Here is a 14,906-nt window from a genome sequence, read left to right as displayed (position 1 = left end):
CCGGCTGTCAGGCGACCCGATCGGGGACGGGGCGGCCTTCGAAGAAGGCGGTCAGGTTCTCCACCACCTTCATGCCCATCGCCACCCGCGTTTCCTCGGTCGCGCTGCCGAGATGCGGCAATAGCACGACGTTCTCCAACTGCTTCAGCGCTTCCGGAACGGCGGGCTCGTCGGCAAAGACGTCGAGACCTGCACCTGCGATCTCGCGCCGTTGCAGTGCACCGATCAGGGCATCCTGGTCGACGACGTCGCCGCGCGCGGTGTTGATCAGGAAGGCGCCGCGTTTCATCAACCCCAGGCTTCGAGCATCGATGAGATGGCGGTTTTCCACTCCGCCCGGACAGTGCAGCGAGACGAAATCGGATGCCGTAAGCACATCGTCCAAAGTCGGCAACTGCTCCGCGCCCATAGCGCGCGTCTCGTCATCATCGACCGGCGACCGGTTGAAGAATACGATCTTCATGCCGAAGCCGAAATGCGCGCGCCTGGCCGTCGCTTTGCCGATGCGCCCCATGCCGACAATACCCAAGGTCTTGCCCGACACTTTTGCCCCGGCCATGTGGGTTGGCGACCAGCCTCGCCACTCTCCGGCTCGCAGCTGCCGCTCGCCTTCGCCGGTGCGGCGCGCGACGGCCAGCATCAGGCTAAGCGCAAGGTCGGCGGTGCAATCCGTCAGCACGCCAGGCGTGTTGGTCACCACGATGTCGCGGTCGCGGGCTGCCGCGACATCGATATGGCTGAAGCCGACGCCGAAATTGGCGATGATGCGGGTGCGGGCGGCGGTCTCGGGGAACACCGCAACCGGCAAGCGGTCGCTGACCGTCGCCAGGATCGCGTCGAAATGCGCGAAGGCGCAAGTCATTGCGGCAGGGCTCAGCGGCTCGTCGCTGTCGTTGAACGTCATGTCGAAGCGCTCGGCCAGGATCGCTTCGACGGCGGCCGGCCATCTGCGGGTGACAATCAAACGCGGTTTCATCGAGTTTCCTGCTGATCGACGGGCCGCCGCGGCGTTTACGGCGGCCCAGACTTCACATTTTGTGGAATATGCGGCCGTCGCCCGGCCGTCACGCCGCCTTCTTGGTCCGCGCCAGCGTGTCGGCCACGACCTCGCCGAAGGAGGCAGGCGTGGGCACGATGACGACGCCGGCGTCTTTCAGGATCTCGACCTTTTCCTGCGCCGACTCGCCGAAGGCGGAGATGATGGCGCCGGCATGGCCCATGCGGCGGCCCTTCGGCGCCGAAAGTCCGGCGATGTAGGCGATCAGCGGCTTTCGCATGTTGTCGCGCGCCCAGATCGCGGCTTCGGCTTCCTGTGGTCCGCCGATCTCGCCGATCATCACCACGGCGTCGGTGTCCTCGTCGCGCTCGAAGAGCTGAAGGATATCCTTGAAGGACGAACCATTGATCGGATCGCCGCCGATGCCGACGCTGGTCGACACACCGATGCCCAACGCCTTCATCTGCGAGGCGGCCTCGTAGCCCAGCGTGCCCGAGCGCCCGACGATGCCGACGCGTCCGGGGAGATAAATGCTGCCGGGCATGATGCCCATCAGCGCCTGTCCGGGCGTGATGACGCCGGCGCAGTTCGGGCCGACGAGCCGCATGCGGTCCTCGAAGCGGTAGCGGCGCATGTAGCGCTTCACCTGCATCATGTCCTGGGAGGGGATGCCGTCGGTGATGCAGACGCAAAGCTTAATGCCGGCGTCCGCCGCCTCCATGATCGAATCGGCGGCGAAGGGCGGCGGCACGAAGACGATGCTCGCCTCGGCCCGGGTCTCGCGTACAGCGCCCTTGACGGTGTTGAAGACGGGCAGGCCGAGATGCGACTGGCCGCCTTTGCCAGGGGTGACGCCGCCGACCAGCTTGGTGCCGTAGCGCTTCATGTCGTCGGCGTGGAAGCTACCGATCTTGCCGGTGAAACCCTGGACGATGACGCGCGTGCTGCGGTTGAGCAGGATTGCCATTTCTCGACCTCCCTCAGGCTGCTTTCTTGTTCTTGGTGGCTTCGCGCCAGGCGGCGACGGCCTTTTCGGCGGCTTCGGCCAGCGTGTCGGCGACGATCACCGCCTCGCCGGAGTCGGCCAGGATCTTGCGTCCTTCCTCGACCTTGGTGCCGGAGAGGCGCACCACCAGCGGCACGTCGACGCCGACCTCGCGGATCGCCTTGATGACGCCTTCGGCGACCCAGTCACACCGGTTGATGCCGGCGAAGATGTTGACCAGGATGGTCTCGACATTCTTGTCGCCGAGCACGGCGCGGAAGGATTTCGCCACCCGCTCGGGCGAAGCGCCGCCGCCGATGTCGAGGAAATTGGCCGGTTCGCCGCCGGCGATCTTGATCATGTCCATCGTCGCCATGGCAAGGCCTGCGCCGTTGATGATGCAGCCGATATTGCCGTCCAGCCCGACATAGGAGAGACCGCGATCGCTCGCAAAAGTCTCGCGCGGGTCTTCCTGGCTCTTGTCGCGCAGTTCCGAGATTTCCGGGCGGCGGAACAGCGCGTTCTCGTCGAACGACATTTTGGCGTCGAGCGCGACGAGGCTGCCGTCGCGGGTCACCACCAGCGGATTGATCTCCAGCATCGAGGCGTCGTAGTCGCGGAACACCTGGTAGCAGCCGAGGATGGTCTCGGTCGCCTTGCCGATCAGATTGCTTTCAAGTCCGAGGCCGAAGGCGATCTCGCGCGCCTGGAAGCCTTGCATGCCGACGCCCGGATCGACGGTGGCGCGGATGATGGAATCCGGCTTCTTTTCGGAGATGTCCTCGATCTCCATGCCGCCGGCGGCCGATGCCACGATCATGACGCGCTCTTCCTTGCGGTCGAGCACGAAGCCGAGATAGAGCTCCTGCGCGATGTCGACGGCTTCCTCGAGATAGAGGCGCGAGATCAGCTTGCCGCGCGGGCCGGTCTGCTGGGTGACCAGCTTGCGGCCGAGCATTCCCTCGGCGGCGTTGGAGATCTCCTCGTCGTTGGAGCAGAGCTTGATGCCGCCGGCTTTGCCGCGCGCGCCGGAATGGACCTGCGCCTTCAGCACCCATTTCGAGCCGCCGATCTCGCGCGCCCGGTAGGTCGCCTGCTCGGGGCTGTAGGCAAGGCCGCCGCGCGGGACATGCACGCCGTGGCGGGCGAGCAGTTCCTTGGCCTGGTATTCGTGAATGTCCATCTTGTCCTCCCGGTAATCTAATGCGCTGCGCTATGCGCCTGGCTGGCGCGCTCGATCGCCTCGCTCACCACCAGAACATTGCGTGCCATGCGTTCCGAGGCAGCGTCGATCATCTTGCCGTCGAGCGCCGCCGCGCCCTTGCCGAGCGCCTCCGCTTCCTTGAGCACTTCAAGGATGCGGCGAGCGCGGGTGACCTCCTTTTCCGGCGGCGAGAACACGTCGTTGGCCAGAGCGATTTGCGACGGATGGATCGCCCATTTGCCTTCGATGCCGAGTGCGGCGGCGCGCCTGGCGGCTGCTGTGAAACCTTCGGGGTCGGAGAAATCGCCGAACGGTCCGTCGATGGCGCGCAAGCCATAGGCGCGGCAGGCGACAGTCATGCGCGACAGGGCGAAATGCCACTGATCGCCGGGATAGTCAGGGTTGAGGCCGCCGATGTTGACGGTGCGCGCCTTGTTGCTGGCGGCGTAATCGGCGACGCCGAAATGCATCGCTTCGAGCCGGCCGGGCGTGGCGGCGATCGCCTCGACATTGGCCATGCCGAGCGCGGTTTCGATCAGCGCTTCGAGACCGACCCGGGTCTTGAAACCCTTGGCCATCTCGATCTGGTTGACCATGGCCTCGACCATATAGAGGTCCGCCGGCACGCCGACCTTCGGCACTAGGATAGTGTCCAGCCGGTCGCCGGCCTGTTCCATGACGTCGACCACGTCGCGGTACATGTAGTGGGTGTCGAGGCCGTTGATGCGCACCGACACGGTCTTGCCCTTGGCGCGCCAATCGATGTCGTTCAGCGCCTGGATGATGTTCTTGCGCGCGCGCTCCTTGTCGGGCGGCGCCACTGCGTCCTCGATGTCGAGGAAGACGAAGTCGGCGGCGCTGTTCGCCGCCTTGTCGATCATTTCCGGGCTGGAGCCGGGAACCGCCAGCTCGCTGCGCTGGAGCCTGAGCTTCTTGAGGTGGTTGATGGTGTGGCTCATCGTCCGTTCCTCACGCCGCCTCGGCGACCGGCATTGCGGCCGTGCGCCGGAAATGCTCGATCGCAGCCGCCACGCCCGAGCCCGGCGCCAGGCGCACGCCGCAATCAAGCAGCGCCATTTCGGCCGCCGACAGCGAGGCGCAGACCATCACCTCGTTCAGCCAGCCGAGATGGCCGATGCGGAAGACCTTGCCGAAGACCTTGTTGAGGCCGCCGCCGAGCGATGTCTGATAGGTGCGGTAGGCACGCTTGACCACGTCGCCGCCGTCGATGCCTTCCGGCACCAGGATCGCGCTCACCGTATCGGAGTGCCATTGCGGCGCCTTGGCGCACAGCTTCAACCCCCAAGCGTCGACCGCCTTGCGCACGCCTTCGGCCAGGCGATGGTGGCGCGCGAAGATGTTGTCCAGCCCTTCCTCGGCGATCAGGTCGAGCGAGGCGCGCAGGCCGCGCAGCAGCTGCGTGGCGGGTGTGTAGGGGAAATAGCCGGCGTCGTTGGCGCGGATCATGTCATCGAAGGAGAAGTAGCAGCGCCGGTGGGTCGCGACTCGCGACGCCGCCAGCGCCTTCTTGCTGACCGACAGGAAGCCGAGGCCGGCGGGCAGCATGAAACCTTTCTGCGAGCCGCTTACCGCGCAATCGACGCGCCATTCCTCCTGACGGAAGTCGATCGAGCCGATCGACGAGACGCCGTCGACGAAGAGGAGCGCTGGGTGGTTCACTGCATCGAGCACCGCGCGACAGCCGGCGACGTCGCTGGTAACGCCGGTGGCGGTCTCGTTTTGCGTGCAGAAGACCGCCTTGATCTGGTGCGCCTTGTCCGCCCGCAGCCTTTCGGCATAGAGGTCGAGCGGGACGCCGGTTCCCCATTCGCAATCGATGACGTCGACGTCGAAGCCGAGGCGCTCGGCCATGTCGACCCACAGATGCGAGAACTGGCCGAAGCGCGACATAAGCACCCGGTCGCCCGGGTTGAGCACGTTGGTCATCGCCGCCTCCCAGGCGCCGGTGCCGGACGACGGATAGATGAAGACGCGGCCGGTCTCGTTCTTGAAAACCTTCTTGATGTCCTCGAACAGCGGGAGCGTGAGATTGGGGAAGGAGGCGGCGCGCATGTCTTCCATCGGCAGGTTCATCGCCTGCCGGACCTCTTCAGGAATGTTGGTGGGTCCAGGGATGAAAAGATGGGTAAACCCGGCCATGCGCAAACTCCTCCTGCGTTTTTGGGATGCTGGAGGAAGTTTCATGTCGATGGCGCCGAGCGACAACACCTTGCCGGGTAAGTTGTCGCCACGCGCGGGTAGGTCGAGCCTACCCGATCCGCCTACCCGAAAGGCGATTTGGAGCCGCGTCTCCTCTCGTTGGCATAGAGCGCGACAGCCATGGCGCGGTTGCGCACATCGAGCTTGTCGTAAAGATTTTTGAGATGGTACTTCACCGTGTTCTCGGAGATCCCGGTGCGGGTCGCGATCTGGAGATTGGTCCAGCCGTCGGAAAGCACCGCAAGCAATTCGCGCTCACGCACGGTGAGTTGCGACAGCGGCGTATCGTTGACCTTGTTGATGTCGATGTAAGGGATGCAGATGCGCCCATGCGCGACCGCCAGGATCGTCTCGAATATGATCGAGGGATCGTCGAACTGAAAGCAATAGCCCTGGGCGCCGAGCCGCACGCACTGCTTCAGGATGCCGATGTCATGATCATTGGAAAAGACCGTGATGCGCAGGTCGAGCTTGCGGATCTGGACTTCCGCCAGGACATCGGCGCCATCCATGTCGGCGAGCTTCCAGCCGATGACGGCGACGTCGAACCCGGTGTTCGCCGCCAATTCCAAGAATTGCTTGCCGCTCGGCACGGAGCTCAACAGCTCGAAACGCCCGTCGCATTCCAGCATCTCGCGAAGCGCAGATACGACAAGCGGATTGCGCTCGGCGACGATAACACGCACGCGCTGCTCGCCAACTGCTTCGTTCGTTTTCCGGGACTTGAGGTTCAAGGCCTGCCGATTGTCCTGTCGATCTCGCGCTTGCCGATCCACCTGGACCTGCATCATGGCAATTCTGCCCCAACAGCAAAAGGGCGCTCTTTCCGCAGCGACATGCGCTGTCGCGGCGGCTGAACCCGCAAATGCGGCGCGACCCGCCTTTACCGGGAGGCGTCGCGGGGACATTTCTCTGAATATTCCGCGCGCTACGGCTATATTTTCTCAGGACGAATCGTGTCTCGACCCTATCTGCCGCATAAGCATCGGATTTCCCGAAATGCGGTTTCCACTTTTCGGGCTCATGCTCTAGACCTGATTCACACCCTTTCCGGATTGCTGTTGGCGGGAGGCGCTGGTGGAAGGCCAGGACAGAGAGACGACCGGCGCCAGGACCGTCGAGGAAGGCGGCGCCGACATCTATGGCGAGGACGGCGCCGTCCGTTCTGCCTTCCTTGCGCAGATCGGCGCGGCCATCGCCGATCGCGACACGCTCATCTTAAAACGCGAAGTCGACGACCTGCATCAGTCGGAACTCGGCGATCTGCTGGAAGCACTCCATCCCGAGCAGCGCCGCGCGCTGGTCGAATTGCTTGGCTCGGATTTCGACTTTTCGGCGCTGACAGAGGTCGATGAGGCGATCCGGCTCGACATCGTCGACAATTTGCCCAACGAACAGATCGCGCAGGCGGTGCAGGAACTCGATTCCGACGACGCCGTCTACATCCTGGAAGACCTCGACCAGGAGGACCAGGACGAGATCCTGTCGCAACTGCCGTTCACCGAGCGCATCCGGCTGCGGCGCGCGCTCGACTATCCGGAAGAGACGGCCGGCCGGCGCATGCAGACCGAGTTCGTCGCCGTGCCGCCGTTTTGGACCATCGGCCAGACGATCGACTACATGCGCGAGGACAAGAACCTTCCCGATCGCTTCAGCCAGATCTTCGTCATCGACCCGAGCTTCAAACTGCTCGGTACCATCGATCTCGACCAGATCCTGCGCACCAAGCGCGCGGTGAAGGTCGAGGAGGTGATGCATGAGACGCGCCATGCCATCCCCGCCACCATGGACCAGGAAGAGGCGGCGCGGGAATTCGAGCAGTACGACCTGCTCTCGGCCGCCGTGGTCGACGAGAACGAGCGTCTGGTCGGCGTGCTCACCATCGACGACGTGGTCGACGTCATCCAGCAGGAGGCAGAGGAGGACCTTCTGCGCATGGGCGGCGTCGGCGACGAAGAGCTATCCGACACCGTGCTTGCGACCTCGCGATCGCGTGTGCCGTGGCTGCTCGTCAATCTGGTCACGGCGTTTCTCGCGGCCTCGGTGATTGGCCTGTTCGACCAGACCATCGAGCATATCGTGGCGCTTGCTGTGCTGATGCCGATCGTTGCCGGCATGGGCGGCAATGCCGGCTCGCAGACGATGACCGTCACGGTGCGGGCGCTGGCGACCAGGGATCTGGACATCTACAACGCCGCCCGGATCATCCGCCGTGAGGTGGGAGTGGGCTTCATCAACGGCATCGTCTTTGCGGTGCTGATCGGCATGGTTGCTGGACTGTGGTTCCACGACCCCAACCTGGGCGGCATTATTGCGGCGGCGATGATCATCAACATGTTCGCGGCGGCCCTGGCAGGCATTCTCATCCCGCTGCTGCTCGACCGCTTCAAGATCGACCCGGCGGTAGCCTCCGCCGTCTTCGTCACGACGGTCACCGACTGCGTCGGCTTCTTTGCATTCCTCGGATTGGCCACGTGGTGGTTTGGCGTTCCCTGAGACAGTGCTATAATTGACTTTTACGTAAATGCCGTGCGACGTTGGCCTGGGGTCAGATGCCGATTCCGGCACAGACGGGGTTGATCGGAGAAAGGGCGACGCTTCTGCGTGGCGATGCCTGGACGTTTGGGCGTGGGAGCGAGAATGCGGGAATATTACACGATCACAGAGCTGACGCGCGAATTCGACGTGTCCACCCGGACGTTGCGGTTCTATGAGGACGAGGGGCTGGTGCAGCCGATCCGGCGCGGGCGCACGCGGCTGTTTCGCCCGTCCGACCGGCATCTGATCCGCCAGATCATGCGCGGCAAGCGGCTCGGCTTCTCGATCGCCGAGATCCGCGAAATCATCCAGATGTACAAGGAACCGCCCGGCGAGGTCGGCCAGCTCAAGCTGATGATCAAGCGCATCGAGGAAAAGCGCGAGGACCTGCGCCAGAAACGGCGCGACCTCGAGGAGACGCTTGCCGAGCTCGACCAGGCCGAGGAGTCCTGCGTGGAGCGGTTGGCGGAGCTGGGCGTGAACACGTAGCCCGCTGACAGCCAAAGAATTCAGCTAGGCTAACCGTCGCAGACGTTCGAGATTGGCCGGAGCTTTCGAACTTCGTGGCGGATGCTTCTGCTAAAGAGGTGCGGGGCCTGCTCGCACCCAGCAACCTTCATTGTCGATACAGCCTCAGATCCAGCGCCGGACCCGCTTGGCGTAATCGCGGTATTTCTTGCCGAACTTTGCCGCCAGTATCTTTTCCTCCTTCTCGATCGCCATTTTCTGCGTCGCGAAGGCAGCGAGGAAGGCGAACAGCAGGAACCATACGATGCCGGTGATGAAGGAGACGCCGATCAACAGCAGCGTATTGGCAAGATACATCGGGTTGCGGGTGATGCCGAAGGGCCCCGATGTCACCAGATGGTCGGGCTCGGCATTGGGATTGAGCGTCGTCCTGGCGCGCACCATGGAGCGGATCGCGGTAACCCAGAGCGCTGCCACGCCAAAGAGCGCTACCCAGCCGGCGCCGACGAGGATAGCGCCGAATATATCCCCGATCCAGGGCAGCGGGTAGAGCATGCCGAGCACGACGCTCAGCGCGATCGCGACGACATAGATCACAGGCGGCCAGGGAATGATCCCGTGTCCGGGCTTTGCGATACCGGTCATTGCTGCCCTCCCTCCATTTCGTCCTCGGTCCCGGCGGTGCAGGTGCTCGCCAGATAGGCCAGATGCGATTTCCAGGCGCTGGACTGGTCGTTGCTGTAGAGCTTGTCGAGAGACGCTTCGCCCTTCAGCGTGTCCAGCATGCAGCCACAATAGCTGGAACAGAACTTGCTGTCCCGCTGCTGTTCGCACTGCGTCTGGCAAGCCGACAGGAAACCAGCGTCCTTGTCTTGTGGCGCGGCCGGCATCACCTGCGAGAACAGCCACACCGAGCCGAACAGAAGCGGCTGGTGGATGAGATAGAAGGCGAGGCTGTGCCGGCCGATGAAAGTCAGCGGGTTCGACCAGCGTCCGGGCATCCAGGTCGCCAGCCGGGCGAGAAGCCCGGATGCCGAAGCGAGCTTGACGACCGCGATGCCGGCAAGCACTGCGCCGAACCAGGGAAACAGCGGCACATAGTCGTTCGAGCGCGGGTTGGTCGGCGACAGCCCGACCCACCACAGCGCCGGATGGTCGAAGACTTCCGACCGCAGATAATAAGGCGCCGCAATCACGGCCGCGGCGACGATCGCCGTCAGCAATGTCGGCAGCCTGAGAAAAGCCAGGCCGAGCAGGCTTGCCAGCGCGATCTCGTGCAGGATGCCGAAGAAGATGAAGCCGTCCGGCGTGGCGATATAGGTGACGACCGAGATGGCGATCGCCGCACCCGCAACCATCGCAAAGCGCTTCCAGAAGCCAGGCCAACGGATATGGCGGCCATGTGCGAGGAAAAGGCTGACACCGACCAGGAACAGAAAAGTCGAGGCGATGCAGCGGGCGTAGAGCTTCCACCAACCGAAGGCGGTGAGGCCCGGCGAGGTGTAGCCGAAGTTTTCGAGATCCCAGGTGAAATGATAGCTCGCCATCGCGATCAGCGCGATGCCGCGCAGGACGTCGATGGCGACGATGCGGCCGTGTTTCGGCGCGTCTTGAACGGCGACGCCGGTCGTCTGAAGGGTCATTGATCTCGCAATCCGATTCAGTCGTGCCAAACGACTATCACGGTTCGGGCGAACAACAGAGGGTGGATCGGCTGTTGCCATTCCGGCGGCATGGCAAGCCGCTTTAGGCCAGCGGCGGAAAGCCTTTGGCCGGCTTCGCTTTTCGGCCTCTCGGAGTCGGTTTCCTGCTACCGGTCCGCTACTGGTCCGGCCAGATTTGGCGAGCGATTCACTTTTCGGAGGGCCGATGTCCACCCATGTGCGCCATCCGATCTGGCTTCCGGCTCTCAGGCCCGCCGATGCGCGCACCTTCGCTTCGCTCTATGCGGTCGAATCCTTTGCTCGCGCCACCATCTCCAGCGTCATCCCGATTCAGGCCTACGAGATCCTGCACAATGAGCAGATCGTCTCGATCCTCTACACCATCGTGTCGCTGCTCGGGCTGTCGGTGACGCTGTTCATGCCGATGCTGATCCGCCGCTTCGCGCGGCGCTGGATCTACACGGCCGGCTGCCTGATGCTGGCGATCGGCTCGGTGTTCTTCGTTACCCACACGCTGCCGGGACAACTCGCCGGGATGCTGTGCCGCGTCATGGGGGCGAGCGCGCTGTCCATCACGCTCAACCTCTACATCATGGACCACATCCGCAAGACCGACTTCATGCAGGCGGAATCGCTGCGCATGGCTTGGTCGATGTTCGCCTGGACCGGCGGGCCGACGCTTGGCATTTTCCTCTATACGCAGTTTGGCATCTATGCCGCGCACGGCGCAGTCGTGGCTTTCGCGCTGGCGCTGCTGGCGTTGTTCTGGACCTATCGGCTGGGCGACAACCCTTCGATCCGTCCCGGCAAGAGCCGTCCGATCAACCCGCTCGCCAATATCGGCCGCTTCGTCGCGCAGCCGCGGTTGCGCCTCGCGTGGCTGATCGCCTTCGGCCGCTCGTGTTTCTGGACGACCTTCTTCGTCTATGGCCCGCTGTTCATGGTGATCACGGGCGAGGGCAAGCTTGCCGGCGGGCTGCTGGTTTCTGCCGGCAATGCGCTTCTGTTCATGGCGATCTTCTGGGGCAGGGCGGGAAAGCGCTTCGGCGGCCGTCGGACCATGGCTTTCGCCTATTTCGCCATGGCGGCGATGCTTTTCGTGGCTGGCGGCGTCGGCGTGGCCGCGCGCTGCTCACCGCCGCCTTCCTGCTCGGCGGCGCCTTGTTCACCATCGCGCTCGACGCGCTGGGCTCGACCGCCTTCATGCGCTCGGTGCGTTCCTATGAACGAGCGCAGATGGCGGCTGTCTACCGAACCTATCTCGATTTTTCCGAACTGACGCCGCCGCTGGTCTATTCGGTGGTGCTCTCCTTTTTCGGTCTCGGCTCGGTGTTCGTCACGCTCGGCCTGTTGGCCGCCTTCTGCGGCTTCTTCACTTGGCGCTATCTGCCGAAGTCGTTTTGATCGGCTGCAACGCCGCATGGCGCCCACGCACCCACTCGTGGAAGCGGCGCAAATCGTACTCCTCGGGCATCAGCACGCCGGCCTGGTGGCGGATCGAGTGTAGGCCCTTCTGGTTGATCTCGCAGATCGCGGCGTCCTCCTCCAGCACCTGGGTGCCGAAGGCGACGATGTTGTCGATATCGGTTTGTGCCAGCGCATCGGGCGCGAACAGCCATTCCGCGGTGAGCTCCGTCTGCTCCGGCCCGAGTGGGGTCAACCGCACCGTGCGGACATAGTCGACATGGCCGACGATGAACATTGAGGGCAGCGAGGTAGCGTAGGTCTGGCCGGCGGCTCGCTCGGCCGGCGTCAGCCCGGCAAAGACCGGCCCATGGACGCGTCCGTCGCGCGACCAGGTCTCGGCGCCCGCGCGCAGGCCGCCGGAAAACTCCGGCGCATCATTATCCGCATAGCGCGCCCATTCCGGATCGTCATGCCTCGCCATCAGGCCGCGCCCATAGATCGGCACCAGCCGCGACAGGTCCTTGTGCACGCCCGGGCAATGCAGGCATTCGTTGAAGTTCTCCCAGAAGATTTTCCAGTTGCAGTTCATCACCTTGATGAGCCGGTGCCCGGGGACGAGCGTCTCCAGCGGCCAGTTCGAAAGATCGCGGGAGGCGGAGTCGAAGGAGGCTTCCGCCGAGCCATCGGGATCCTCTGCGAGATTGATGAAGACGAGGCCGCGCCACACTGACAGCGCCACCCGGTAGAGCGGATAATTGTCCTTGTTGAAGCCTTCGGGCAGCGATTTCGATGGGACACGGACGAGATCGCCGCGCAGCGAATAGGTCCAGGCGTGGTAGAGGCAGGTGAGCAGCCTTGCCTTCAGCCGCCCTTCGCTTTCCTGGCAGAGCTGCGAGCCGCGATGCCGGCAGGTGTTGTGGAAGGCGCGCAAGCTCCCGGTCTCGTCGCGCAGCACGACGACCTCCTGCGAGCCGATACGCGCGGTTCGAAAGGCAAGAGGTTCCGCGAGATCGGCTTCGCGGCAAACCATGAGCCAGCTCCGATACCAGATCGCTTCGAGATCGAGCCGGTAAGCGTCGGCTTCCCGATAGGCACCTGCAGGCAATGTCGGCTCGAGGCTGGTGAGGCCATTGTAGCGGCTGTGTTCGCTAGGATTTGGCTGCATGAGCGGCTCCCCTTGGCTGGCGACAGCCGACACCCGAGCAGGACCGTTGTCAATTGCGCGGCCATTGTCGCTTCCGGGTGCTGCCCTTAAGGTCACTTCGTAATCGCCTGCGGTTTCGCCGGCTGCCCAGGATTGCAAAGTATGCCTGCAAGAACGATGTCGCTGACCGTGGAACTGGTCGCCCGCTGTTTTCGCGCGGTCGATGACCCGGGGCCCGACCCAGATGCCGAGCATCTCGTGGACAGCGACTATGAAGCCATGCTGGATGCATTCGAGGCCGAGCTACCTGCAACCGAGCCTCTCTGGCTGTTCGGCTACGGCTCGCTGATCTGGAAACCGGAAATCGAGCATTTTGAGGAGCGCGTCGCTGTGGCACGCGGCTGGCATCGCTCCTTTTGCATGAAGATGACGCGCTGGCGCGGCACCAAGCAAAGGCCCGGCCTGATGATGGCGCTGGATCGTGGCGGCCAATGCAAGGGCGTTGCTTTCCGCCTGAACGGTGGTGACCGCCGGCAGGCGCTGGACAGGCTTTTTCGCCGCGAGATGACGCTGAAGCCGACCAGCTACCGACCGCGCCTGCTGCAACTCGCAACCGACAAGGGGCCGTTGAGAGCGCTTGCCTTCGTCATCAATCGCAAAGGCACGACCTATGCCGGCCCACTCAACGAAGACGAGGTGGTCGAAAGGCTGGCGACCTCGTGTGGCCACTGGGGTTCAGGCGCCGACTATCTCTACAACACGGTGAAGAACCTCGAACAGCGCGGTATTCACGACCGCCATTTGTGGCGATTGCAGCAGCTCGTCGCCGAGCGGATCGCCGGATCTTAGTCCGAAACCGGTGCCGCAATCACGCTGCGGCGTGACGGAATTTGGTTTGCCGGTCGCGACGATTCTGCCTATAGTCGCTGGCGTCGTCGGTTCCGTTTTTGGAGCCAAGAGGGAATGCGGTGAGGGTGGAGTCTTTGCCCTAAGCCGTGGCTGCCCCCGCAACTGTGTGCGGTAGTCCTCTCCATAGACCACTGAGGTTTGTCCTCGGGAAGGTGGGGAAGGGTGCGAATCCGCGAGCCAGGAGACCTGCCGGCGACAGGAAAGTTGACTTCGATGCCCTCGGGTGGAGGGCGAAAGGACAAGACATGAATACCGCTTCCGTCGCCCTCGGCGCCTCCGTCTCCTCGCAGTTGCGCATCATGCAGCTGGCTCTCGCCGCGCTGCTCGGCATTTTCGTCGTCGGTTTTGTCGGCTTCTCGCACATCGATGCGGTCCACAACGCTGCCCACGACTATCGTCACTCGATGGCTTTTCCCTGCCACTGACGAAGGCCCGATATCATGAATCTGTTTCGCAACGTCGTGTTCGTCGCGGCGATCGCAGGGCTCGTGGCGGGCATCGCGCTTGCCTGCATGCAGGCCTATGCGACCGTGCCGCTGATCCTCAAAGCGGAAGTCTATGAAAAGGCGGGCGGCGGTCATCACCACGACCATGCCGCCAACACTGGAACTAGCGCTGCCATGAGCTCGGCCGAACCGGCGGGCAATGCGATGAGCAGCGCCGCTCCTGCGTCGACGGAAGCGGCGGCTCCGACCGAGGACGAGGGCTGGGCTCCGGCCGACGGCTTCGAGCGCTTCGCCTTCAACGTTGTCGCAAACATCGTCACCGGCATCGGCTTCGCGCTGATTCTGGTCGCGGTCTCGGAATTCGCCGGTGGCATCGGCAGCTGGCGCCAGGGCGTGTTCTGGGGCCTTGCCGGCTTTGCGGTTTTCACGCTCGCGCCCGGCCTCGGCCTGCCGCCGGAACTGCCGGCCATGCCGGCGGCGGAACTTCTGCCGCGCCAGATCTGGTGGATTTCGACGGTGGCCGCAACCGCGGTCGGCCTTGGATTGATCGCCTTTCGCAAGTCGCTGCCCTTGGCAATTCTGGCGGTCGTGCTGATCGTCGCTCCGCACGTAGTCGGCGCGCCGCAGCCCGTCAGCTTCGAGACGGCGATTCCCGAGGGGCTGCACCATCAGTTCGTGGTGGCGGTGACCCTCACCGATCTGGTCTTCTGGCTGGTGCTCGGTGCGGCCGTCGGTGTGGTGCGCGGCCGCTTCACCGGTACGTCGACCAGCCTGCGCGACAGCTTTGCCTGATCGCGCGGAGGGCCATCTGACCTTCATCATCGGCGGTGGGGGGGGGCGGGCCGGCGCGGCGGGCCGGGGGGGGGGGGGGGGGCGGGCCGGGCCCCGGGGGGGGGGGGGCGCCCCCCCGCGCGGGGGGGAGGG

General features: G+C 64.1%; 14 protein-coding genes, 1 pseudogene and 1 riboswitch. Of the genes and pseudogenes, 6 read left to right on the top strand and 9 right to left on the bottom strand.

The window, feature by feature from the left end:
• Positions 1 to 7: 7 nt before the first annotated feature.
• The 6 genes from P9230_RS03410 to P9230_RS03385 all read right to left on the bottom strand — a co-directional run bounded on the left by P9230_RS03410 (position 8) and on the right by P9230_RS03385 (position 6,092).
• Positions 8 to 976 carry a D-glycerate dehydrogenase gene (locus P9230_RS03410; RefSeq protein WP_278087718.1) on the bottom strand — a complete coding sequence of 323 codons (969 nt, stop codon included), beginning with the start codon at positions 974 to 976 and terminating at the stop codon, positions 8 to 10.
• An 88-nt stretch (positions 977 to 1,064) separates the two neighbouring features.
• Positions 1,065 to 1,964, bottom strand: a complete 900-nt coding sequence (gene sucD, locus P9230_RS03405; RefSeq protein WP_278117441.1) for a succinate--CoA ligase subunit alpha — start codon at positions 1,962 to 1,964, stop codon at positions 1,065 to 1,067.
• Positions 1,965 to 1,977: 13 nt separating this feature from the next.
• On the bottom strand, positions 1,978 to 3,165 hold the full coding sequence (locus P9230_RS03400) for a malate--CoA ligase subunit beta (protein ID WP_067001218.1): 1,188 nt from the start codon (positions 3,163 to 3,165) through the stop codon (positions 1,978 to 1,980).
• A 17-nt stretch (positions 3,166 to 3,182) separates the two neighbouring features.
• Positions 3,183 to 4,145, bottom strand: coding sequence for a CoA ester lyase (locus P9230_RS03395; RefSeq protein ID WP_095825700.1), 963 nt, complete (start codon positions 4,143 to 4,145; stop codon positions 3,183 to 3,185).
• Between the two features lie 10 nt (positions 4,146 to 4,155).
• Positions 4,156 to 5,346, bottom strand: a complete 1,191-nt coding sequence (locus P9230_RS03390) for an aminotransferase class V-fold PLP-dependent enzyme (protein WP_278117439.1) — start codon at positions 5,344 to 5,346, stop codon at positions 4,156 to 4,158.
• Positions 5,347 to 5,468: 122 nt separating this feature from the next.
• Entirely contained in the window at positions 5,469 to 6,092 is a 624-nt protein-coding gene (locus P9230_RS03385; RefSeq protein WP_095829713.1) for a response regulator transcription factor, read from the bottom strand.
• 391 nt (positions 6,093 to 6,483) lie between these two features.
• Here P9230_RS03385 and mgtE point away from each other — a divergent pair, with 391 nt between their 5' ends.
• Both mgtE and P9230_RS03375 read left to right on the top strand, forming a co-directional pair.
• Positions 6,484 to 7,902, top strand: coding sequence for a magnesium transporter (mgtE, locus tag P9230_RS03380; protein WP_278117436.1), 1,419 nt, complete (start codon positions 6,484 to 6,486; stop codon positions 7,900 to 7,902).
• Positions 7,903 to 8,046: 144 nt separating this feature from the next.
• Positions 8,047 to 8,433, top strand: a complete 387-nt coding sequence (locus P9230_RS03375) for a MerR family DNA-binding transcriptional regulator (protein ID WP_040969921.1) — start codon at positions 8,047 to 8,049, stop codon at positions 8,431 to 8,433.
• 144 nt (positions 8,434 to 8,577) lie between these two features.
• Here P9230_RS03375 and P9230_RS03370 read toward each other — a convergent pair whose 3' ends face one another.
• Together P9230_RS03370 and P9230_RS03365 are read right to left on the bottom strand one after the other, a co-directional pair.
• Entirely contained in the window at positions 8,578 to 9,057 is a 480-nt protein-coding gene (locus tag P9230_RS03370; RefSeq protein WP_066999543.1) for an isoprenylcysteine carboxylmethyltransferase family protein, read from the bottom strand.
• Positions 9,054 to 10,055, bottom strand: a complete 1,002-nt coding sequence (locus P9230_RS03365) for a DUF1624 domain-containing protein (RefSeq protein WP_278117434.1) — start codon at positions 10,053 to 10,055, stop codon at positions 9,054 to 9,056. Before P9230_RS03365 ends, P9230_RS03370 begins: the two co-directional genes overlap by 4 nt.
• 226 nt (positions 10,056 to 10,281) lie before the next feature.
• Here P9230_RS03365 and P9230_RS03360 point away from each other — a divergent pair.
• Positions 10,282 to 11,480: pseudogene (locus P9230_RS03360) on the top strand (MFS transporter).
• Here P9230_RS03360 and P9230_RS03350 read toward each other — a convergent pair.
• Positions 11,449 to 12,648 (bottom strand): aromatic ring-hydroxylating dioxygenase subunit alpha, encoded by a 1,200-nt coding sequence (locus P9230_RS03350; RefSeq protein ID WP_278117430.1) that lies wholly within the window; start codon positions 12,646 to 12,648, stop codon positions 11,449 to 11,451. The pseudogene P9230_RS03360 and the gene P9230_RS03350 sit on opposite strands and share 32 nt — an antisense overlap.
• A gap of 141 nt (positions 12,649 to 12,789) precedes the next feature.
• On the opposite strand from P9230_RS03350, the gene P9230_RS03345 reads away from it, so the two are divergent.
• The 3 genes from P9230_RS03345 (at position 12,790) to P9230_RS03335 (ending at position 14,774) form a co-directional block, all read left to right on the top strand.
• A complete protein-coding gene (locus tag P9230_RS03345; protein WP_278117428.1) occupies positions 12,790 to 13,476 on the top strand; it encodes a gamma-glutamylcyclotransferase in 687 nt (228 codons plus the stop codon).
• Positions 13,477 to 13,546: 70 nt separating this feature from the next.
• A riboswitch (cobalamin riboswitch) is annotated at positions 13,547 to 13,745 on the top strand.
• A gap of 36 nt (positions 13,746 to 13,781) precedes the next feature.
• Entirely contained in the window at positions 13,782 to 13,961 is a 180-nt protein-coding gene (locus P9230_RS03340) for a CbtB domain-containing protein (RefSeq protein ID WP_278117426.1), read from the top strand.
• A 15-nt stretch (positions 13,962 to 13,976) separates the two neighbouring features.
• Entirely contained in the window at positions 13,977 to 14,774 is a 798-nt protein-coding gene (locus P9230_RS03335; RefSeq protein WP_095801970.1) for a CbtA family protein, read from the top strand.
• The last annotated feature ends 132 nt before the right edge of the window (positions 14,775 to 14,906 follow it).

Origin of the sequence: Mesorhizobium sp. WSM4887 (genome assembly GCF_029625865.1) — a bacterium.
GTDB lineage: Bacteria > Pseudomonadota > Alphaproteobacteria > Rhizobiales > Rhizobiaceae > Mesorhizobium.
The sequence above is the reverse complement of the archived record's forward strand: the minus strand, read 5'-3'. Positions and strand labels throughout refer to the sequence as shown.